The following is a 21513-nucleotide window of genomic DNA, read 5'->3' as shown; positions in this document are numbered from 1 at the left end:
GCTCACGCCCGTGCCGCGGAACTGCACGGCCGTGAGCAGGCCCAGGCCGACCGGGATGCGGCGCTTGCCGCGCGTTCCCACCACGCGGATGGCGTCGGCGGCGCCGCTGTCCGCATCGTACTTGCCGAAGTCCGGCGTCATCTTGCCGGCATCCAGGTACACGGCGGCCGTCGCCAGCGCCAGCGACGGGTAGTAGCCCTCGCCGATCTGCTGCATCAGCGAACTGGATCGCACCATGCCGTCGTCGTCGGAGATCACGGTGAAGCTGCCGGCGCCGCGCGCGGCCGCCTGCAGGCGCGCCAGGTTGGCCTCGTAACCGTCGGCGGCGTAGGCGACCAGTTCGCGCCCCTGCAGGTCGGCCGCCGTGAACGCGGGCGCCGGGAGCGCGCCCCGCTTCACCTCGGCCAGGTTATAGCCCAGCACTACGGGCCGCCCCTGCAGCGCCTTGGCGAACAGGCCGTCGTAATCGAGCGCCGGCTGCAGCTGCGCCAGTTGCGCGCGCAGCGCGGGAACGTCCTTCAGCTCGTGCGCCGCCAGGCGGTCCAACACCGCATAGCCGGAACTCGTGTCCGGCTCGGGAAAGGAGATGTCAAAGCCGATCGCGGCGGCGCCATACCGGCCGGCCAGCTGGTCGACCAGCTTCGCCAGCACGTTGCGGCTCCAGGGAAAGCGCCCGACCTCGCCCAGGCTTTTCGTGTCGATGTCGACGATGACGATGCGCGGATCGAGCACCGGCGCCTCCAGGCGCATGCGCAAATCGCCGATGATGGTGTCCTGGCGCGCGATCGCGTGGCTGCTCCAGATGCCCATCACGTACGCCAGCGCGGCCAGCGTGAGCGCCAGCCCGAGCGCCCAGCGCGCGCCGTAGCGGCGCAACAGCTTCACGGCGTATAGCCCGGGATCGCCGCCTCGTCGACGTGATCGATCTGCGACGCATCCAGGTTCTTGCGCGCGAATTTCAGGTACACCTTCTGGCGCACGAAGATGTCGAACAGGTCCGGGTCGATGTGGCCGTTGAGGGCGAACTTGCCCAGGATGTGGAGCGATTCGGACAGGGACTTGCCCTTCTTGTACGGGCGGTCGCGCGCCGTCAGGGCCTCGAAGATGTCGGCGATGGCCATCACGCGCGCCTGCACGGACATCTGCTCGCGCGTGAGGCCGCGCGGATAACCCTTGCCGTCCATGCGCTCGTGGTGGCCGCCGGCGTATTCCGGGACGTTCTTGAGGTGCTTCGGCCAGGGCAGGGATTCGAGCATGCGGATGGTCACGACGATGTGGTTGTTGATGATCTTGCGTTCATCGTCGTTGAGTGTACCAAAGCGCACGGTCAGGTTGCGTACCTCGTCCTCGTCGAGGAAGTCGCGTTCCTGGCCGTCCGTTCCCGTCCACCGGTATGCGGCGATGCGGCGCACGCGCTCCTGGTCGTCGGGCGACATCCCTTCACCGCCGATGTTCGCCTGGCGCAGGAAGTCGCGGTCCGCGCGCAGGCGCGCCTGGTCGGACGCGAGGCGGTCGGCGATCGCGGGGCGGTTCGCCTCGGGCTGGCATTGCTCCTTCAGCGCGCGGATCTCGGCGTCGCGCAGCAGCACCTCGAAGCGCGTATCGATCATGTGGATGCGGTCGAAGATCGTCTCCAGCTTCGTCGCCTTGTCGACGACGTGGACCGGCGTCGTGATCTTGCCGCAGTCGTGCAGCAGGCCGGCCAGCCACAGTTCGCGGCGGTCGCGGTCGCTCATGCGGAACGACGCCATCGGCCCGAGGGGCGTCTCGTGGACGGCCTCGGCCAGCATCATCGTCAGCTCCGGCACGAACTGGCAATGGCGGCCCGTGTACGGCGATTTTTCGTCGATGCCGATGTTGATCAGGTTGACGAGGGCTTCCAGCAGCTGCTCCATCTGCACGACGAGCTGCTGGTTCGTGAGCGCGACGGCCGCCTGCGCCGCCAGCGCCTCGATGAAGCGCTGGTCGGTATCGGAGAACGCGCCGATCTCGCCGGTGTCCCGGTCCTTCGCGTTGATCAGCTGGAGCACGCCGAGCAGTTCGCCCTCGTGGTTCGTCATCGGCACCGTCAGGATCGACTTGGACCGGTAGCCGAACGTCTGGTCGAACGAACGCATGCCCGAGAAGTTGAAGACGTCGGCCTTGTACACGTCGGCGATGTTCACGGACTGGTGGAAGTTGGCCGCATAGGCCGCCACCGACGCGAGGTTCTTGTTGCCGTGCTGGTCGTACAGGGGAATCGGCGGCAGGTCGATCGACACACCGCTGGCACCGCCCTGGTACATCTCCAGCGTGTCGTTCAGCAAGATGTGGAAGCACAGGCTGCGCTCGTCGCTGCTCGGGCGGTACAGCGTGCCGCCGTCCGCATGCGTCATGCTCTTGGCGACCTTCAGGATGCGGTCGAGGAAGGTGCCGATGTCATGGCCGTCGCCGAGGGCGACGCTGACCTCCGTGAGCAGGTCGAGGCGCTCTACGATATTGGCCGGGGTGAGCTCTTGCATGTGATGTATCGCCACATTAATTGCCGCTGTGAAATTCTACCACAGTGTAACGTCATTACGCCCTGCTGTACACCAACCGATGCATAATTGCAAATTCCAGATAACCAGTTACAAATAAACGTTATGATCTGACCTATATTGCAACGGTGCTGGCCTGGCCGCGACAAAAAAACAGAGCAGACGACGAGGCTGCACAGCAAGGGGAGTCCTAATGAAATTCAGATTCTGGGGAGTACGCGGATCGATCCCGGCCCCCGGGCCGCGTACCGTGCGCTACGGCGGCAACACCACGTGCATCGAGGTGCGCGGCGACGACGGCACCCTCGTGGTGCTGGACGCCGGCACGGGGATCTACGCGCTCGCCCAGGACCTGATGCGCCGGCGCGCGGAAGACGGCGTGCCCGTACGCGCCAACATCTTCATCACGCACAGCCATTGGGACCACATCCACGGCCTGCCCTTCTTCACGCCGCTGTTCGTGAAGGGCACGCGGGTCTGCCTGCACGGCGCCCACGATCCCGTCACCGGCCAGGGCATCGAGCATGTGATGGGCGTGCAGCTGCAGAACAGCTACTTCCCCGTCAGCGAGGAGCGGATGGACGCCACCATCGACTACCGGACCCTGGACACCGGCGTGCCGCACGCCGTGGGCGACATGGTCGTGCACAACGTCGTGATGAACCACCCCGTGACGAACCTGGGCTACCGCGTCGAATGCAACGGCCGCGCCATGTTCTTCACGGGCGACCACGAACCGTTCTTCAATCCGCACGCCCCCGCCAGCGCGGACTACGACGCGGCCCAGCGCGAGATCGAGCGGCGCGAGCGCGAGATCGAACACGCGATGGAAGGGGTCGACGCGCTCGTCGCCGACTGCTCGTACACGCTCGAGGAATATCCCGCCAAGCAGGGCTGGGGCCACGGCACGTTCGACGGCGCCATCGCGCTGGCGCTGAAGGTCGGCGCGCGCAGCCTGTACTGCACCCACCACGAGCCGACCCGCTCGGACGACGATCTGGAAACCGTGTTCGCGCAGGCCGTCGCGCGCTGGCGCGACCGGTTGAACGGCCTCGCCGTGACGCTCGCTTACGAAGGCCTGGAAGTGGAACTCTGATGAGCGACGACTTCGTGGAACAGCGCAAGGGAGACCGGCGCGCGCCCGACGACACGGCGCGGCGCCTGGACTTCCAGCGCCGCCTGCAGGCGATCACCACGCGGATCCACGCCACCGCCAACCTGGACCAGATCATGCTCGACCTGGGCCAGGATTTCTGCGACCTGTTCGATGCCGACCGCTTTACCCTGTACGCCGTCACGCCGGCGCAGGACGCCCTCGTCGCCAAGGTCAAGACCGGCTTGTCCGAAATCCGCCACCTGCAGCTGCCGATCGGCCCCGGCTCCATCGCCGGCTTCGCGGCGCTGGCGCGCGCGACCGTCAACATCGCCGACGTCTACGACGACGCCGAACTGCGGCGCCTGGCTCCCACGCTGCGCTTCCAGCGCGGCGTCGACCAGCGCACGGGCTACCGCACGCGCGAGATGCTGGCGGCGCCGCTGATCGACGCAGGCGGCGCGCTGCTCGGCGTCATCCAGTTCATCAACCACCGCGCCGGCGGCCCGTTCCCCCAGTTGTGCCTGGACGGCGTGAAGCAGTTGTGCGACACCCTGGCCGTCGCGTTCAGCCAGCGCCTGCGCGCCCCGCTGCCGCGCGGCCGCTACGATGCCCTCGTCACGCGCGCGGTCCTCGCCGTGCAGGAACTGGAACTGGCCACGCGCCTCGCGCGCGAGCGCGATGCCGACATCGAGGACGTGCTGTTGTCCGACTTCCACCTGAAGCCGGCCCAGATCGGCGAGGCGTTGGCGGCATACTGCGGCCTGCCCTACGAACCGTTCCGCGCCGAGCGTGTAAAACCCGTCGAGCTGCTGCGCAACCTGAAGCCGCAATACGCGCTCGAACACGGCTGGCTGCCGCTGGAAGATGGCCCCGACGGCCTCGTGCTGATGGCGCTGGACCCGGAACGCGTGGCGGCCAGCCACATCGCCGCGCAGGTGTTCGGCCGCGCGCGCATCGCGTGGCGCGTGACGACCCGCCACGACCTGCGCCAGACCGTGGCCCAGTTCTTCGGCGGCGCGGTGGCCGACGACACGAGCGTGGGCGAACTGCTGTCGCACCTGGACGAGGACGGCGATCCGGACGAGGAGACGGAGGGCGGCAGCACCGAAGTCTCGGCCGCCGTCGAGAACGAACTGGTGAAGCTGCTGAACCGGATCATCGTCGACGCGCACCGCCAGGGCGCGTCCGACATCCACATCGAGCCGCAGCCGGGCCGCGGCAAGACGGGCATCCGCTTCCGCAAGGACGGCGTACTGGTGCCGTACATCGAGATCCCGTCCAGCTACCGCAACGCCCTCATCGCGCGCGTAAAAATCATGTGCGACCTCGACATCTCCGAGCGGCGCAAGCCGCAGGACGGCAAGATCCGCTTCCGCAAGTACGGCCCGCTCGACATCGAGCTGCGTGTGGCGACGATCCCGTCCAGCGGCGGCGTCGAGGACGTCGTGATGCGCATCCTGCAGGCCGGCGAACCGATCCCGCTCGACAGCCTGGGCATCCGGCCGCACAACCTGGCGCGCCTGAAGGCCGCCGTCGCCAAGCCATACGGCCTGTTCTTCGTGTGCGGGCCGACCGGCTCGGGCAAGACGACGACCCTGCACTCGATCCTCGCGCACCTGAACACGCCGGAGACCAAGATCTGGACGGCCGAGGACCCGGTCGAGATCACCCAGAAGGGCCTGCGCCAGGTGCAGGTCAACCGCAAGACGGGCCTCGACTTCGCCACCGTCATGCGCGCTTTCCTGCGCGCCGATCCGGACGTGATCATGGTCGGCGAGATGCGCGACCGCGAGACCGTCAGCACGGGCATCGAAGCCTCGCTGACGGGCCACCTCGTGTTCTCGACCCTGCACACGAACAGCGCGCCGGAATCGGTCGTGCGCCTGCTCGACATGGGCATGGACCCATTCAATTTTGCCGACGCCCTGCTGGGCATCCTGGCGCAGCGCCTGGCGCGCCGCCTGTGCACCGCGTGCCGCCAGCCCTACCGCCCGGACGACGCCGAGGTGGAGACGCTGCTCGACGAGTACTGCGAAGAGCTGCGCGGCCAGGCCTCGTACAAGACGGACCCGCAGGCCGCGCGCGCGGCCGTACTGGCCGGCTGGCGCCAGCGCCACGGCGACGCCACGGGACGTTTCACGTTGTACCGCGCCGTGGGCTGCGCCGAGTGCAACAAGGGATACCGCGGGCGCGTCGGCCTGCATGAACTGATGCTGGGCAGCGAGCGAATCAAGCGCCTGCTGACCGAGCACGCGCGCGTGGCCGACCTGCTCGCGGCCGCGCTGGAGGACGGGATGCTGACCCTGAAAATGGACGGCATCGAGAAGATCCTGGGCGGCGTCACCGACATCAAGATGGTGCGTGCCGTCTGCATCAAATGACCTGCCAACCGCAACTCACCACAGGAGAGTAACGTGATGAATCGCATCGTTCCGCCGATCCTGGCGGCCACCGCCATCCTGCTGTCCGGCTGCGCCGCCGACGGCGCCAAACCGACGCAAGGTGGCAACACCTACCTCGATTCGAGCTACACGCCGACCGGAACCCTCATCCCGCGCAAGGCGCCGAGCCGCACGGACAACCTGACGATCGTCGACAAGCAGGCGCTCGAGAACGACCGCACCAACGGCAGCGGCACCAACAACTGGGCAGCCGGCAAGCCCTGAGCCGCGGCACGCCATGGCAAAAGGGCCGGAGATCGCATCCCCGGCCCTTTTCATTACACCCCGATCAGTCGTTCGCGTTCTGTACGAACACGGCCGCCGTGCGCGCCGGGATCGCGAAGATGCCGCTGTTGCGCTCGAAGTACGACGCCTTCACCATGTCGTCGCTGCCGTTGCGCTGGATGCGGTGCAGCTGCAGCTTGCGGCCCTTCAGTTCCGGGATCGCGATCGTCTTCGGGATCTTGTCGACGTTGAACACGACGACGACCGCCTTGTACTGGGCGCCCGGATAGCGCGTACCGTCGATGCTCAGCGCGACGAGGCCCGGCACCTGGTTCGGTCCCACGTTGTAGAACTTCAGGCGGTCGATCACGTCCTGCGCCGTGCGCAGGCGGAACAGCGTGCTGTCCGCGCGGATCGCGAGGAAGTCTTCGAACGCGTTCTTCGCGGCGAGGATCGCGCGCGTGTCCGGCTTGATCAGCGGGTTGGCGAGCACCGGCGCCATCAGCGACCAGTTGTCCTGGTTCTGCCCCGCCATCGGCAGGCCGACGCCGAAGTTGTTGGATGCGTAGCTGTAATCCAGCTTATTGAACCAGTCGCCCGCGTTGTAGCTGTCGCGGTCGAGCGATTTCGAGCGCAGGATTTCCTGGCCGGCGTGGAAGAACGGAATACCCTGCGCCAGCACGTTGATCGCGGCGCCGAGGGTCTGCACGCGCACGCGGTCGGACAGCGGCGTCGATTGCGGCAGGCGGAACGCGTTGATGTCGAACAGCGTCTGGTTGTCGTGCGCCTCGATGTAGTTGATCGTCTCGGCCGGACTCGCCGCGAAGCCGGCCTGCTGGCCGAAGTAATCGATCTGCGCGTTCGTGCGCTCGTTGCCGAAGCGGTCCGTGAAGCGGTAGTCGCGCAACGTGCCGGACAGCGCGACGCGCACGAGGTCCGCGAGGCGCAGCGCATCGTCGCGGGTCTGCGTCGACAGTGCGTTCGGGTCCGTGTAGACGCCGTTGATGAAGCCCTGCTCCTTGACCAGTGCCTGGCCGCCGTCGCAGCAGCCGCCGCCGCGCACGGTGTCGCGCATGCGGTCGTTGAACGAGCCGATGCCGGTGCCCGCCATATTGGCCTGGCGCGCCTGCACGAAACGGGCGTCGTTGCCGACGGCGCCGAAGTTCCACGCTTCGCCGTACAGGTAGATGTCGCGGCCCGCGGCCTGGTTGACGCTGACCTGCAGGCGCTTGATGAGATCCAGCGGCGACAGGCCCATGATGTCGAAGCGGAAGCTGTCGACCTTGTACTGGCGCGCCCACAGCGACACGGAATCGATGATCAGCTTGCCCATCATGGCGTTTTCCTGCGCGGTGTCGGCGCAGCAGCTGTCGTTCAGGATGCGGCCGTCGTTGGCGAGGCGGTAGTAATAGGTCGGCACGATGCGGTCGAGGACCGACAGCGGGCCTTGCTGCGACTGGCTCGTGTGGTTGTACACGACGTCCATCGTCACGCGCAGGCCGGTCTCGTGCAGCGCCTGCACCATCGCGCGGAACTCGCGCACGCGCACGGCGCCGTCGTCGGCATCCGTCGCATAGCTGCCTTCCGGCGCATTGTAGTGGACCGGGTCGTAGCCCCAGTTGAAGCAGTCCGCGTCCGCCACGGCGGCCACCGCGGCCTGCTGCGCGGTCGAATCCGCGCCTGCATTCGGAATGGCCGGGGTGACGCAGCCCTTTTCGTTGACGCTGGCGATGTCGAAACTCGGCATCAGGTGCACGTGCGTCATGCCCGCCTTCTGCAGCGATTTCAGGTGGCGCATGCCGTTGGCGTCGCTGTCCGTGAAGGCCAGGTATTTGCCGCGGTGGGCGGCCGGCACGGTGGCGTCGGACGCCGAGAAGTCGCGGATGTGCAGCTCGTACAGCGCGATGTCGGTGGGCGCATCGAGTTTCGGGATGCGCTGGTCGTCCCAGCCGGCCGGCTTCAGTTGCGGGCTGTCGAGGTTCGCGACGAAGCTGCGCGCGCTGTTCGCGGAGAGGCTCAGCGAATACGGATCGGTCACGGTGTTCGTCACGATCTTGTTGTCGGCCCAGCGCGACAGCACCTGTACCGTGTACGTGTAATAGGCGCGGTTGGCGAGCGTCGGGTCGTTCGACGTGGTGCTCCACACGCCGCTGGCCGCGTCGCGCGTCATCGGGACGGTCGTCGCAGTCGCCGCGTTCGCGCTCGCGTACAGGTTCAGCGCGACGGATTTCGCCGTCGGCGCCCACACGCGGAACGTCGCGCGGCCGCTGCGGTCGAACGTCACGCCCAGCTGGGCCTGCGCCGCCTGCGCCGCGTACAGATCGTCCAGCAGGCCGGCCGTCTGCAGCGACGTCACCTGCACGAGGTTGCCGGCGCCGTCGTACTGGGCGATGGCGAACTGGCCGCTGACCAGCGATGCGACCCTGGCCGCATCGGCGTCCTTCAGGCGCAGGCCGGTCGCGCCGGCCAGGTGCGGATATTTCTGGCGAATGGCGTCCGGCAGCGCGGACACGGTGAGGTCGAAGGCGCGTTCGGCGCCCGTCAGGCCCACGTCACCGCCCTGGGTCGGCGCCAGGCCGCCGTTCGCGGCATGGAACAGTTTGTAGCTGCCGCCGGTGGGCACGCCCGGCCAGGCCAGCGTCGTGCTGGTGAGCCACTGGGCGTTGGCGAAGGCGAGATCGCCGAAGCTGAGCGCGGGCTGGGTCGCGTACACGGTGCAGTCGCCTTCCAGCATCCAGACTTCCTGGCCTTTCGTGGCGACGTCGGCAGCCAGGTCGGCGTGCTGGTCGGCGCCGCAATTCTTGCTGCCGTTGCCGTCGGTGACGAGGAACCAGATCGCGCTCTTGCCCGCGGCCAGCGGAATATCCACGTAGCCGCCAAAACCGTCGGTACCGGTGAACATGAAGCGGTCGCTGATCCACGCCGAACTCGGATGCTGCGGACCATCCCACGAATATACGCCCCACTGGGCCGTATCGTTCTGGACGCGGTGGAAGTGCATACGAATGCTGCCCGGCGCGACGGGTGTGGCGGCGGTGCTGGCCGCCAGCAGCCGGGTGCCGGACTGGGTGGCCTGCTGGCCGGAATCGCCGGCGCCGCAACCGGCCAGCAGCAGGCTGGCGCAGGCGGCTGCGGCGAGCCCCAACCATGAAGTCAAACTACTTCTCAATATCATATTGTCCCCTCTTCATTCTTATTCTGACCGGCGGGCGTGGCCAGGACGGCAACGCTGGCCGACGATCGTCTGTAATATTACTACTTACGTTAGCAAAAATGAAAAGGAAACACCGAAATGTGGCGCAAAAACCAAATTCGGGGTCAGAAACCAAATTCGGGGTCAGAGCCCTTTTTGAGGGAAGAAACTGCAAGAAATTTCGAGTGCGCTGCGGGCACACAACGACGACCAACGTGGTCAGTGATCGCAGCAGCGTCGCTTCTGCGCATCTTTTGAAAAAGTGCTCTGACCCCGAATCTGCGGGAAAATGTGCTCTGACCCCGAATTTGGGCAATTTCCTAAAGCTGCGGATTGACTGCGGTTTTGGGAAATAAAAAAGCAGCCCGGAGGCTGCTTGTCGATGACGGCGCGGTGCGCTTACAGGATGTGGGTGCCGATCCACCACGCGATCGCCGCCATGAACGCCGACGCGGGGATGGTGAAGACCCAGGCCCATACGATGTTGCCGGCCACGCCCCAGCGCACGGCCGACGCCTTCTGCGCCGAGCCGACACCGACGATGGCGCCCGTGATGGTGTGCGTCGTCGACACCGGCACGCCGATCGCACTGGCGAGGAACAGCGTGATGGCGCCGCCCGATTCCGCGCAGAAGCCGCCGACCGGCTTGAGCTTGGTGATCTTCTGGCCCATCGTGCGCACGATGCGCCAGCCGCCGAACAGCGTGCCGAGCGAGATCGCCGTATAGCAGGAGATGATCACCCACAGTGGGGGCGCGGCGTCGCCGGCATTGGAGACGCCGGCCACGATCAGCAGCATCCAGATGATGCCGATGGTCTTCTGCGCGTCGTTGCCGCCGTGGCCCAGGCTGTAGGCCGCGGCCGAGAACAGCTGCAGGCGGCGGAACCACGTGTCGACCTTGCGCGGCGGGGTGCGCACGAAGATCCACGACACGGCCAGCATCACGAGCGAACCGAGGATGAAGCCCAGCAGCGGCGACAGGATGATCCATTGCACGGTCTTGAGCAGGCCGCCGCCGACCAGCGCGCCGGTGCCGCTCTTGGCGACGGCCGCGCCCACCAGGCCGCCGATCAGGGCGTGCGAGGACGAGGACGGGATGCCGTAGTACCACGTGATGATGTTCCAGATGATGGCGCCGACGAGCGCTCCGAACACGACGTAGTGGTCGACGATGTGCGGGTCGACGGTGCCCTTGCCCACCGTCGACGCCACGTGCAGGCCGACGGTGAAGATGGCGACGAAGTTGAACATCGCGGACATCGCGACGGCCGTCTGCGGACGCAGCACGCCCGTCGACACCACCGTCGCGATCGCGTTGGCGGCATCGTGGAAGCCGTTCATGAAGTCGAAGACCAGCGCTAAAAAGACGAGCAGGCCCAGCACATAAATGCTGATATGAAGAGAGTTCATGTTGTTCTTGTTGTTCCGGTCGTTACGCGTTCTCGACGATGATGCCTTCGATGATGTTGGCAACGTCTTCGCAGCGGTCGGTCACGGTCTCGAGGATTTCGTAGATGGCCTTCATCTTGATCAGGTTGCGCACATCCGGCTCGTCGCGGAACAGCTTGGACATGGCGGCACGCATAACGTGGTCGGCGTCCGATTCCAGGCGGTCGATCTCTTCGCAGATGGCGACCATCTTCTGGGCGTTGTCCATGTTGTGCAGCATGCCGACGGCCTGCTGGACCTTTTCGCAGCATGCCAGGCACAGCTCGGCCAGGCGCTTCGCTTCCGGCGTGACGGCGTGCAGGTCGTACAGCGAGATGGTCTGGGCGGCGTCCTCCATCATGTCGAGGATATCGTCCATGCGGGTGATCAGCTTGTGGATGTCGTCACGGTCGAGCGGCGTGATGAACGTCTTGTGCAGCAGGTCCACGCATTGGTACGTGACCTTGTCCGCCTGTTTTTCGATGCTCTCCACGGCGTGCGTGCGGTTTTCCAGGTCGTCGAAGTTGGTCATCAGGCCGACCATCTCTTGTGCACCCTTCACGCACAACGCGGCGTGCTGGTTGAACAGGTCGAAAAATTTGCCCTCCGTGGGCATCAGGCGTCCAAACATAGGTTCTCCGTTGGGTAAATCTCTTGGGACTTCTTTGAAAGTCGCGGCGATGCCGCGATCGTTGACTGCTCCCGGCTTAATCGCCCTGATAAACACTCAGGTTGCCGGTGTAATTGCCGAACTTGGTGTACATGCCCATCCAGGTCACGCGAATGGCGCCGATCGGGCCGTTACGCTGTTTGCCGATAATGATTTCGGCGGTACCTTTGTCGGGTGAGTCCGGGTTGTAAACTTCGTCACGATACAGGAAGATGATCACGTCCGCATCCTGTTCGATAGCGCCCGATTCGCGCAGGTCGGACATCACGGGACGCTTGTTCGGACGTTGTTCCAGCGAGCGGTTCAGCTGGGACAGTGCGATCACCGGGCATCCCAGTTCCTTCGCCAGGCCCTTCAGGCTACGCGAGATCTCCGAGATTTCGGACGCGCGGTTGTCGCCCGGCTTGGAACCCTGCATCAGCTGCAGGTAGTCGACGATGATCAGGCCCAGCTTGCCGCACTGGCGGGCCAGGCGGCGCGCGCGGGCGCGCATCTCGATCGGGTTCAGCGCCGGCGTCTCGTCGATGAAGATCTGCGCATCGTTCATCTTCTGGATCGCGTGCGTTAGGCGCGGCCAGTCCTCGTCCAGCAGCTTGCCGGTACGCAGGCGGTGCTGGTCGAGCTGGCCGATGGAGCCGAGCATACGCATCGCCAGCTGCACGCCGCCCATCTCCATCGAGAAGATCGCGACCGGCAGGCCGGCATCGACGGCCACGCTTTCGCCGATGTTGACGGAGAACGCGGTCTTGCCCATCGACGGACGGCCGGCGACGATGACGAGGTCGCCCGGCTGCAGGCCGGACGTCATCTTGTCGAGATCGGTGAAGCCCGTCGGGACGCCGGTGATCTCGCCCTGGTTGTCGCGGCTGTACAGCTCGTCCACGCGCTCGACCACCTGGGTCAGCAGCGGCTGGACGGGCAGCCAGCCCTGGGCGCCGCGGGCGCCCTGCTCGGCGATCGCGAAGATGCGCGATTCCGCCTCGTCGAGGATCTGCTTGACCTCGGCGCCTTGCGGATTGAATGCCTTGCCGGACACCTCGTCGGCGACGGTGATCAACTGACGCAACACGCCGCGATCGCGGACGATCTCGGCATAACGGCGGATGTTGGCGGCGGATGGCGTGTTCTGCGCCATTGCATTCAGGTACTGGAGGCCGCCGACGTCCTCGGCCTTGCCGAGCTGGACGAGCGCCTCGTACACGGTGATCACGTCGGCAGGCTTGCCGGCATTGATCAGGCGGACCATCTGTTCGAAGATGATCCGGTGGTCGTAGCGGTAAAAATCCTCCGCATGCATGAAGTCGGCAATGCGGTCCCACGCCGCGTTATCGCGCAGCAGGCCGCCAATGACGGACTGTTCTGCTTCGATGGAATGCGGGGGGATGCGGAGCGACTCGATCTGCGGGTCTGCTGAGGTGTTCATGGCCGGCATTATACCCGTTCCCGATCAGGCGCTGAAATCATTGGTGAGTTTCCAAAAACAAAAAAGCCGGGGTGGCCCCGGCTTTTCTCATTCTGACAACAGAATGTATCTTAGGCGGCTTCGCCCACGACAGCGATGGTGATTTCCACCACGACGTCGGTGTGCAGAGCGACCGACACCGGGTGCTCGCCGGTGGTCTTCAGCGGACCGGTCGGCATGCGCACTTGTGCCTTTTCGACGGCGAAACCTTGCTTGGTCAGGGCTTCAGCGATGTCGAAGTTGGTCACGGAACCGAACAGACGGCCGTCGACGCCGGCTTTCTGGGCGATGGTGACGGTCATGCCGTTCAGCTTGTCGCCCTGGCCTTGAGCGGCAGCCAGTTTCTCGGCAGCTGCTTTTTCCAGTTCGGCGCGCTTGACTTCGAATTCAGCCACGGCAGCTTGCGTTGCACGACGGGCCATTTTTTGCGGGATCAGGAAGTTACGGGCGTAACCATCCTTGACCTTGACGACGTCGCCCAGGTTGCCGACGTTGACGACTTTTTCCAGCAGGATAACTTGCATTTTATTCTCCAGTAATCTGACTATGCTTCGATGTCGTAACCGACGATTAAGCGTTGTGCAGGTCGGTGTACGGCAGCAGAGCCAGGTAACGGGCGCGCTTGATGGCGGTGTCCACTTGACGCTGGTAGTGAGCCTTGGTGCCGGTCAGGCGTGCCGGCATGATCTTGCCGTTTTCCTGGACGAAATCCTTCAGGGTGTCGACGTCTTTGTAGTCAACCTGTTCCACGCCTGCAGCGGTGAAGCGGCAGAATTTCTTGCGCTTGAACAGCGGGTTCTGCTGTTTGCGCTTCTCTTTGAGCTTAGCTTTGTTTTTGTCGAACTTTTTACCGAATGCCATTTTGAGGCTCCTGTATCTATCTATAAACGTGCCCGCAAACTTATGCGGCACTGAAATCAATGATGTGAAACACCAAGCTTTTGCTGTGACGGCTTTTCCTGGCCAAGAATCCCGTGAAGCGGTACATCGCACCCAACTCGGCGTTGGCAAATCGTCCCGAAATCTCGCCCGCGGCAACCGCGGAAATCTCGAATTCGACCTGCCTGTCCATCCTCGCCTCCGTCTGCGTCGATCCGTGTTGCAGGATGCCGCCCACGATGGGGATGCCGGCCGGGGTGTAGCGCAGGACGTCGCGCTCCAGGATGCTTGCGACCAGGGACAGCTCGTTCACTTACTACTCGGTGCTCCCGCGAGATTTAGGCTGCGGCGGCCGGAGCGGCGGCCTGCTCGGCGCGGTGGCTCTTGGCTGCGTCTTCGCGCTGAACCGACTTCATCATCGGCGACGGTGCGGTTTCAGCTTTCTTCATCTTCACGGTCAGGTGACGCAGCACGGCATCATTGAATTTGAATGCGGTTTCCAGCTCGACCAGGGTCTCGTTGTCGCACTCGATGTTCAGGCAGATGTAGTGTGCCTTCGGCAGCTTCTGGATCTGGTAAGCCATTTGACGACGGCCCCAATCTTCGACGCGGTGGATGTTGCCGCCGCGCGAGGTGACCGTAGTCTTGTAGCGTTCGATCATCGCCGGGACCTGCTCGCTCTGGTCCGGGTGGACGATAAACACGATTTCATAATGACGCATGAAACACTCCTTAAGGACGTTTAAACAAATGCCCACCTCGGCGTCAAGACGAGTGTGGGAAGGGAAAGCCCAACATTATAACAGCAAAACCGCCAAGTGCTCAATGGGACTGTGCACGTGCGCTGCGTGCCGCACCGCAAAAAGGTTGTGGACATGCGCTGCGTGCCGCACCGCAAATAGTTATGGACGTGCGCTGCGTACCGCAGCGCAAAAAAAACTTGAAATCCCCTTGCGCGTGGCGCAATACTGTACAAAAATACAGTCTGACCCCGTACCAACGAAGACGAACATGCTTAAGCTCACCGCACGGCAAGAACAGATACTCAACCTGATCAAGGAAGCCATCGACAACACCGGCTTCCCGCCGACCCGCGCCGAAATCGCCCAGGAGCTTGGCTTCCGCTCGGCCAATGCCGCCGAGGAGCACCTGCAGGCCCTGGCCCGTAAAGGCGCGATCGAAATTTCCCCGGGTACCTCACGCGGTATCCGCCTCGTCGGCCAGTCCGTCGAATCCAAGGCCGCCGCTGCGGCCGCGGTGCCTGCCTTCGTGCCGCCGATTCCGCCGAACCTGATGTCGCTGCCGCTCGTCGGCCGCGTCGCGGCGGGTTCGCCCATCCTCGCCCAGGAACACGTCGAAGCGACCTATTCGGTCGACCCGGCCATGTTCTCGAGCAAGCCCGACTTCCTGTTGAAGGTCAAGGGCTGGTCGATGCGCGACGCCGGCATCTGCGACGGCGACTTCCTCGCCGTCAAGAAGGTCGACAACGCGAAGAATGGCCAGATCGTCGTCGCCCGCATCGGCGACGAAGTGACGGTCAAGCGCTACCGCAAGACCGGTTCCACGATCGAACTGTTGCCGGAGAATCCGGACTTTTCCGTGATTACCGTCGATCCGCGGACCGACGAGTTCGCACTGGAAGGCCTGGCGGTCGGACTGCTGCGGTCCTGGCACTAACCTCCCACCTGCACACAGGCCCGCGTCATGCGGGCCTCGTCGTTTTATCCTGCGCTCAGCGCGGATAGACGAAACCGGTACGGATATCGGTCGGCAGCAGCCGACTGCCGTCACGCACCATCAGGCGCTGCGGCGGCTCGTCGCCGGCCAGGGCGCGCCAGATGACAGGTAGTCCCTCCCCTTTGCGCAACAGCTCGTCGCTGCGTTCGAATACGTTGGGACAACCCGTGGTCGCGAGCAGGGCCTGCACGATGGTCACTTTCCACGCGTCGACACCGGCAGCGTTGAACTGGCACACCAGGTAACCGCCGGTCCCGCCATAGCTGTGCACCAGCAGCCCCGGCAGGCCGTCTTTTTCGCCGTCGATCACCAGGGTCAGGGCTTGCGGATCGGCGTTGCGCACGGCGACGGCGCGCCGCGCGACCGCGGCCTGCACGCGCCGTTTCATCATGGCGTGATCGACCGGCTCGTCCTCGCGCAGCGTCCAGACGCGGGCCGCGATCTGCGACTTGGCGTTATAGGCTGCGCGCGCCAGAAACTGGCGTGCCGACGACTGCACGATTGCAGTGACGCCGGGTTTGCCGCGCTCCTGGGGCCGTCCCTCGACCTTCTCGATGGCGGACAAATAAATCCATGGATCGCCGGACAGCAGGCTTTTTTCCTTGCCCTGTTTGATGGTAATGATGAGCATATGCAGGCTTCGTTTTCAGGAGCCGCATGATACAGCAAGGCGTTATCGCCCGGGTTATGCGTACGCCTCATGTCGATTAGTTGCAAACAACGGCGATAGAGTTGCAGCTTCGACAAGGCTCCCCTACACTGCCACGCAACCTGACATCAGATCCTTACCATGTTTTCCAGGACTGTTCCGACGCGCTGCCTGGCCGCCATCAGCCTGGACGGCCTGGAACCGCTGGTCACATGGCGCGCCGCATGCGCCGAACGAGCGCCGACGGGTCCGGGCAACGCCACGGCGCTCTGCCAGGGCGAGCGCACGACCGCGAAAGGCGAGCAAGGCGTGTTCTTCCGGGAGAAGTCCAGCCACGGCCTGCCGAACCGCGGCTATTCCACATGCCGCGGCTAGACATCACTTGTCGTTATCCGGCGGCGGCGCGTTCTTGACCATCTCGTTGTGTTCCTTGACATAAGCCTCGGTGCCCGCGCGCCAGGCGTCGAAGTCCGCCACGACCATCCGGCCGGCCACCTTGGTATCTTCCGCCAGCCGATCGCCGACTTCCTTCAGGTGCGCGTTCGCCTTCTCCGTCTCATCCTTCGTCATCAGCTTCGCGATGTCTTCCGGGATGCGTTTCGCCAGCGGCAGGGAGGCGTTCAGCTGCTTCACCCAGCGGTTATGGCACGCTTCCCAGTCCTTCATCTTGCCGCTGTAATAATCGATTTCCTCGTTGACCTTGGACATGACCGGGAAGCGCGGCGCCGGGCAACGGTAATCGTTCGTGCGCAGGTCGGAGCCGTCGTATTTCGCGATCCAGTAGTCGAGGTCGGCACGGCGCGCCTCGCGCTGCTTCATCAACTCGAGCGACGCGATGGCGACGGCATTGCCCTTCGCGGCCGCCTTCTGGAACCATTGCGCGGCCTTGTCCATGGCGACGCCGCCCGCCTCGCCGTAGAAATACATTTCGCCCAGGTGCTGCTGGGCCATCACGTTGCCGGCGTTTGCCAGCTTCGTGTATTTCGCCAGCGCTTCCGGATACGATTTCTTCGCGAACAAAGCGTCCGCTTCGGCAAGCTCGGCGGCAGCGTTGGCGGACGATGCGACGGCGGCCGGCTTCGCGGCAGCACCTTTCGCGGGTGATTTGGCGCCGGGCTCGGCGGCGAACGCGACACCACCGCACAGCAGTGCGGCGCAAAACAGGGCAGTCTTCATGGGGCGTGCAGTCTATGAATCAAGATGGGGAACAGGACGATCATAACCGCAGCGCCCCGCCCGCTCAACCGTTCAATGCGGCGCCGAAATCGGCCAGCAGGTCGGCCGTGTCTTCGATACCCACCGACACGCGGATCAGCGATTCCGCGATGCCCATGCTGGCGCGGCGCTCGGCGCCCATCTCGAAGAAGATCGTGTGCGCGACCGGGATGACGAGCGTGCGCGTGTCGCCCAGGTTCGATGCGGGAATCGCGACCTTCAGGCGGTTCAGGTAATCGAAGCAGTCGATGCCGTCCTTCAGCTCGAAGCTGAACAGCGAGCCGTACGCACGGAACTGTTCGGACGCCAGCTTGTGCTGCGGATGCGATTCCAGGCCGGGATAGTGGACGGCGGCGACGCGATCATCGGCCTCGAGCATGCGTGCCAATGCCAGCGCGTTCGCGCACGTGCGCTCCATGCGCAGCGCGAGCGTTTCGGCGCCGACCGCGATGTGGTGAGCCGCTTCCGGCCCCAGCGATGCGCCGAAGTCGCGCAGCGCTTTCGCGCGCAGCTGGGCCATGCCCTGCGCGGCGGACGGCTGGCGGCGGAAGTTGTCGGCGATATTCGGATAGGCGCTCCAGTCGAACACGCCGGTGTCCGTCAGCGCGCCGCCCAGCGCCATGCCGTGGCCGCCGATCGACTTCGTCAGCGCGTTCACGACGAGGCCCGCGCCGACCGCCTTCGGACGGAACAGGTAGGGCGTCGTCATCGTGTTGTCGACGACGTACAGGATGCCGCGCGCGCGGCACAGCTCACCGATGCGGGCCAGGTCAGCGATCTGCGTGCGCGGGTTGGCGATCGTCTCGACGAACACGAGGCGCGTGTTCGGCTTCAGCGCGGCTTCCACGTTCGCGACGTCGGTCGCATCGACGAACGATACTTCCGTGCCCTGCGCGGCCACCGTGTTCCACAGGCTGTTGGTATTCCCGAACAAGAACGAGGACGACACGACGTGGTCGCCCGCGCGCAGCAGCGCCTGCGCGAGCGCGCCGATGGCGGCCATGCCGGTGCCGAAGCACAGCGACGCGACGCCGTCTTCCATCTTGCTGATCTTGTCTTCCAGCGCGCTGACGGTCGGGTTGCCCTGGCGGCCATAGCGGAAGCCCGGTTCCTTGCCCTGGAAGACGGACGCGAGCTGGCGCGCATCCGTGTAGCCGAACGCGACCGACGTGTGGATCGGCTTGTGCAGCGAGTTGTGTTCGATCGACTTCCTGCGATCGTTGTGCAGGATGGTGGTGGTGAAACCGTAGGATGGCTTGTCGCTCATGGTGGATTTTTACGTTTGGTGGGCACGGGCTGCCCACCCTACGGCATCCCCATGCCCGGTTGAATACGATTTATTCGGCCGCGACGGGCGGGTTCAGGTTCAATTGCGTGCGCACGATGTCTTCCGACGACTTACCGGACGACTTGTGGCGCGCGTGCTCCAGCTGGTCGAGGTAGGCCGGCGTGACGTCGCCCGTGACGTAGACGCCGTCGAAGCACGACGCTTCCACGTTCGTCAGGGCCGGGTTGACGTCGGAGATCGACTTCTTCAGCGCATCGAGGTCCTGGTAGACGAGGCGGTCGGCCGTGATCTCGCGGCACACTTCCTCGACGGTGCGGCCGTGGGCGATCAGTTCGTCGCGCGTCGGCATGTCGATGCCGTACACGTTCGGGTACAGGACCGGCGGCGCGGCGGACGCGAAGAACACCTTGCGGGCGCCCGATTCGCGGGCCATCTGCACGATCTCGCGGCTCGTCGTGCCGCGCACGATGGAGTCGTCGACCAGCAGCACGTTCTTGTCCTTGAATTCGGACGGGATCGCGTTCAGCTTCTGGCGCACCGACTTCTTGCGCATCGCCTGGCCCGGCATGATGAACGTGCGGCCGACGTAGCGGTTCTTGATGAAGCCTTCGCGGTATTCGACGCCCAGCTTCAGCGCGAGCTGGATCGCGGCCGGACGCGACGAATCGGGAATCGGCATCACGACGTCGATCTCTTCGACCGGGATCTCCTTGCGGATCTTCTCGGCCAGGTATTCGCCCATGCGCAGGCGGGTCGCGTACACGGACGCGCCGTCGATCACGGAGTCCGGACGGGCCAGGTAGACGTATTCGAACGCGCACGGGTTCAGCGACGGATTCTCGGCGCACTGGCGCGTGTGCAGCTGGCGCTCGGCGTCGACCCAGACGGCTTCGCCCGGCGCGATGTCGCGCACGAAGCGGAAGCCCAGGCCTTCCAGCGCGACGGATTCGCTGGCGACGAGGTATTCGGGGCCGTTCTCCGTCTCGTTGATGCCGAGGCACAGCGGACGGATGCCGAACGGATCGCGGAACGCGAGCAGGCCGTGGCCGGCGATCTGGGCGATGACGGCGTACGCGCCGCGCACGCGGCGGTGCACGTGCGCGACGGCCTTGAACACGGCGTCCGGATCGAGCGAGTAGCCGTCGGCCGCGGTGGCGATCTCGTGGGCCAGCACGTTCAGCAGGACTTCCGAGTCCGAGTTCGTGTTGACGTGGCGGCGGTCGATGCGGAACAGTTCTTCCTTCAGCTGTTCCTGGTTCGTGAGGTTGCCGTTGTGCGCCAGGGTGATGCCGAACGGGGCATTCACGTAGAACGGCTGCGCTTCCTCTTCGCTGGACGAACCGGCGGTCGGGTAGCGGCAGTGGCCGATGCCGGAATTGCCTTGCAGCGAACGCATGTTACGCGTGCGGAAGACGTCACGCACGAGGCCATTGGCCTTGTACATCGAGAACATGCTGCTGTGATTGGTTGCAATCCCCGCTGCATCCTGACCGCGATGCTGCAACAGCAGCAAAGCATCATATAACAGCTGGTTGACGGGGGCTTGCGAGACGACGCCGACGATGCCACACATGGTGTGCTCCTAAACTTGGACAGCTAGACAAAAGGGTGTTTCAAAACTGCACGTGCTGCGCGAAGGCAGCGGGCAAGAAAGGTTTGACTGTGCGCGCTCCGGTTTCCGCCATGGGCGAGAAAAGCGCGTCCTTCCAGAAAGCCTGTTGGGGGATGGATGTCATCCCGCACAATATGACGCCGGCCAGCACGATCACAATACCCCGGCCCAATCCGAACAGGCCGCCGAGGCCGCGGTCGGCCAGGGACAGTCCGGAGGCCTCGATCAGGGCGCTGATCGCGAGGGCCAGCAGGCCCATCAGCACGCGCACGCCGAGGAACAGTGCGATGAAGGCAACGATCAGCCGCAAGGCTTCGCCCGGAATCACGGATGGTAGCATGGGTGCCAGTTTCGCGCCGAAGGCGTTGGCCACGATGAAGGCCGCCACCCAGCCGACCAGCGACAGGATTTCCTTCACCAGGCCGCGCATGGTGCTGATGACGACCGACGAGATCAGGATGAACAACACCACGTAGTCGAAAATCGTCACGGCTTCAACCGAATCAGACCGGGGTCATGGCGCCGGACAAGCCCAGGCGGCCCAGCTTGGCGCGTACTTTCTCGGCGTCTTCCTTGTTCAGGGGGCCGACACGTACTCGGATCAGTTCGCCGGAAGGGGTGGACGTCTTCTGCGTGTACGACGAGATGCCCGCTTCGCGCAGCTTCGCCTGCACTTCCGCCGCCTTTTCCTGGCTCGACAGCGCGGCCACCTGCAGCACGAAGCGCTGCGACGAGGCCTCGGCCGACTTCTCTTTCTCCGCCGCCTTGCCTTCCAGGATGGCCATGGCGCGCGCCGCGTCGTCCTTCGGCTTCACGGGTTTTTCCTCGGCTTTGGCTTTGGCCTTGTCGCGGGCTTCACGCGCGAGACGCTCCGCCTTCTCGTGCTCGGCCCGCTCGTGCTCGGCCTTCGCGCGTTCGGCCTTTTCCTTCTCGGCGAGGCGCGCTTCGGCCTTTGCATCCTTGTGCTCGGCCGTGGGCGTTTCCTTGTGTTCGGGCTTGTGCTCGACCTTCGGTTCAGGCTTCGGCGCGATCACGGCCGGCGGCTGCGTTGCGACGCTCTCCGGCTTGGCGGCGGCGACGGCAGCCGGGGCCTTCGGGG

Annotated in this window: 21 protein-coding genes; 5 read left to right on the top strand and 16 right to left on the bottom strand. The window is 64.8% G+C overall.

Going from position 1 to position 21513, the window contains the following annotated elements:
• The coding region (locus ACEN88_RS06155) for a CHASE2 domain-containing protein (RefSeq protein WP_413337943.1) at positions 1-885 on the bottom strand (885 nt) is incomplete at its 3' end.
• The gene (locus ACEN88_RS06150; RefSeq protein ID WP_413337941.1) at positions 882-2501 is read right to left on the bottom strand and encodes a GAF and HD-GYP domain-containing protein; all 1620 of its coding nucleotides are present in this window, start codon (positions 2499-2501) and stop codon (positions 882-884) included. The genes ACEN88_RS06155 and ACEN88_RS06150, both read right to left, overlap by 4 nt.
• Before the next feature lie 211 nt (positions 2502-2712).
• On the opposite strand from ACEN88_RS06150, the gene ACEN88_RS06145 reads away from it, so the two are divergent.
• From ACEN88_RS06145 to ACEN88_RS06135, 3 genes are read left to right on the top strand one after another with little or no spacing between them, the layout of a single operon-like run.
• Positions 2713-3615, top strand: coding sequence for an MBL fold metallo-hydrolase (locus tag ACEN88_RS06145; RefSeq protein WP_413337939.1), 903 nt, complete (start codon positions 2713-2715; stop codon positions 3613-3615).
• A complete protein-coding gene (locus ACEN88_RS06140) occupies positions 3615-5996 on the top strand; it encodes an ATPase, T2SS/T4P/T4SS family (protein ID WP_413337937.1) in 2382 nt (793 codons plus the stop codon). The genes ACEN88_RS06145 and ACEN88_RS06140 overlap by 1 nt, the downstream gene beginning before the upstream one ends.
• 36 nt (positions 5997-6032) lie before the next feature.
• Positions 6033-6281 carry a hypothetical protein gene (locus tag ACEN88_RS06135; RefSeq protein ID WP_036232992.1) on the top strand — a complete coding sequence of 83 codons (249 nt, stop codon included), beginning with the start codon at positions 6033-6035 and terminating at the stop codon, positions 6279-6281.
• 64 nt (positions 6282-6345) lie between these two features.
• Here the strand turns inward: ACEN88_RS06135 and ACEN88_RS06130 are convergent, their stop codons facing one another.
• From ACEN88_RS06130 to rpsF, 8 genes are all read right to left on the bottom strand, one after another.
• A complete protein-coding gene (locus ACEN88_RS06130) occupies positions 6346-9438 on the bottom strand; it encodes an alpha-1,6-glucosidase domain-containing protein (RefSeq protein WP_413337935.1) in 3093 nt (1030 codons plus the stop codon).
• A 435-nt stretch (positions 9439-9873) separates the two neighbouring features.
• A complete protein-coding gene (locus ACEN88_RS06125) occupies positions 9874-10884 on the bottom strand; it encodes an inorganic phosphate transporter (protein ID WP_413337933.1) in 1011 nt (336 codons plus the stop codon).
• 22 nt (positions 10885-10906) lie between these two features.
• Positions 10907-11533 carry a DUF47 domain-containing protein gene (locus tag ACEN88_RS06120; RefSeq protein WP_056136743.1) on the bottom strand — a complete coding sequence of 209 codons (627 nt, stop codon included), beginning with the start codon at positions 11531-11533 and terminating at the stop codon, positions 10907-10909.
• 76 nt (positions 11534-11609) lie between these two features.
• The gene (locus ACEN88_RS06115; protein ID WP_413337931.1) at positions 11610-12995 is read right to left on the bottom strand and encodes a replicative DNA helicase; all 1386 of its coding nucleotides are present in this window, start codon (positions 12993-12995) and stop codon (positions 11610-11612) included.
• 110 nt (positions 12996-13105) lie between these two features.
• The gene (gene rplI / locus ACEN88_RS06110) at positions 13106-13558 is read right to left on the bottom strand and encodes a 50S ribosomal protein L9 (protein WP_056136742.1); all 453 of its coding nucleotides are present in this window, start codon (positions 13556-13558) and stop codon (positions 13106-13108) included.
• A gap of 46 nt (positions 13559-13604) precedes the next feature.
• Positions 13605-13895: a 30S ribosomal protein S18 gene (gene rpsR, locus ACEN88_RS06105; protein WP_020656854.1), complete on the bottom strand. Its 291-nt coding sequence runs from the start codon at positions 13893-13895 to the stop codon at positions 13605-13607.
• 40 nt (positions 13896-13935) lie between these two features.
• Entirely contained in the window at positions 13936-14226 is a 291-nt protein-coding gene (gene priB / locus ACEN88_RS06100; protein ID WP_413337928.1) for a primosomal replication protein N, read from the bottom strand.
• 25 nt (positions 14227-14251) lie between these two features.
• Positions 14252-14635 (bottom strand): 30S ribosomal protein S6, encoded by a 384-nt coding sequence (rpsF, locus tag ACEN88_RS06095; RefSeq protein WP_105378247.1) that lies wholly within the window; start codon positions 14633-14635, stop codon positions 14252-14254.
• A gap of 289 nt (positions 14636-14924) precedes the next feature.
• On the opposite strand from rpsF, the gene lexA reads away from it, so the two are divergent.
• A complete protein-coding gene (gene lexA, locus ACEN88_RS06090; RefSeq protein ID WP_413337925.1) occupies positions 14925-15590 on the top strand; it encodes a transcriptional repressor LexA in 666 nt (221 codons plus the stop codon).
• Positions 15591-15645: 55 nt separating this feature from the next.
• On the opposite strand, the gene ACEN88_RS06085 is transcribed toward lexA, so the two are convergent.
• Positions 15646-16281 carry an SAM-dependent methyltransferase gene (locus tag ACEN88_RS06085; protein ID WP_413337924.1) on the bottom strand — a complete coding sequence of 212 codons (636 nt, stop codon included), beginning with the start codon at positions 16279-16281 and terminating at the stop codon, positions 15646-15648.
• Positions 16282-16440: 159 nt separating this feature from the next.
• On the opposite strand from ACEN88_RS06085, the gene ACEN88_RS06080 reads away from it, so the two are divergent.
• Positions 16441-16674: a hypothetical protein gene (locus tag ACEN88_RS06080; protein ID WP_413337922.1), complete on the top strand. Its 234-nt coding sequence runs from the start codon at positions 16441-16443 to the stop codon at positions 16672-16674.
• 3 nt (positions 16675-16677) lie between these two features.
• Here ACEN88_RS06080 and ACEN88_RS06075 read toward each other — a convergent pair whose 3' ends face one another.
• The 5 genes from ACEN88_RS06075 to ACEN88_RS06055 all read right to left on the bottom strand — a co-directional run.
• Entirely contained in the window at positions 16678-17475 is a 798-nt protein-coding gene (locus tag ACEN88_RS06075) for a sel1 repeat family protein (protein ID WP_413337921.1), read from the bottom strand.
• A gap of 64 nt (positions 17476-17539) precedes the next feature.
• The gene (locus tag ACEN88_RS06070) at positions 17540-18781 is read right to left on the bottom strand and encodes a cystathionine gamma-synthase family protein (RefSeq protein ID WP_413337919.1); all 1242 of its coding nucleotides are present in this window, start codon (positions 18779-18781) and stop codon (positions 17540-17542) included.
• 70 nt (positions 18782-18851) lie between these two features.
• Complete coding sequence (purF, locus tag ACEN88_RS06065) at positions 18852-20375, bottom strand: amidophosphoribosyltransferase (RefSeq protein ID WP_413337917.1); 1524 nt, start codon at positions 20373-20375, stop codon at positions 18852-18854.
• Positions 20376-20415: 40 nt separating this feature from the next.
• Positions 20416-20904, bottom strand: a complete 489-nt coding sequence (locus ACEN88_RS06060) for a CvpA family protein (protein WP_056136726.1) — start codon at positions 20902-20904, stop codon at positions 20416-20418.
• 13 nt (positions 20905-20917) lie between these two features.
• On the bottom strand, positions 20918-21513 hold a 596-nt coding region (locus tag ACEN88_RS06055; protein ID WP_413337915.1), incomplete at its 5' end, for an SPOR domain-containing protein.

It is taken from the genome of Massilia sp. CT11-108, assembly GCF_047302915.1.
GTDB classification, from domain to species: Bacteria; Pseudomonadota; Gammaproteobacteria; order Burkholderiales; family Burkholderiaceae_D; genus Telluria; species Telluria orientalis.
This window is presented reverse-complemented; position numbering and strand designations above follow the sequence as displayed.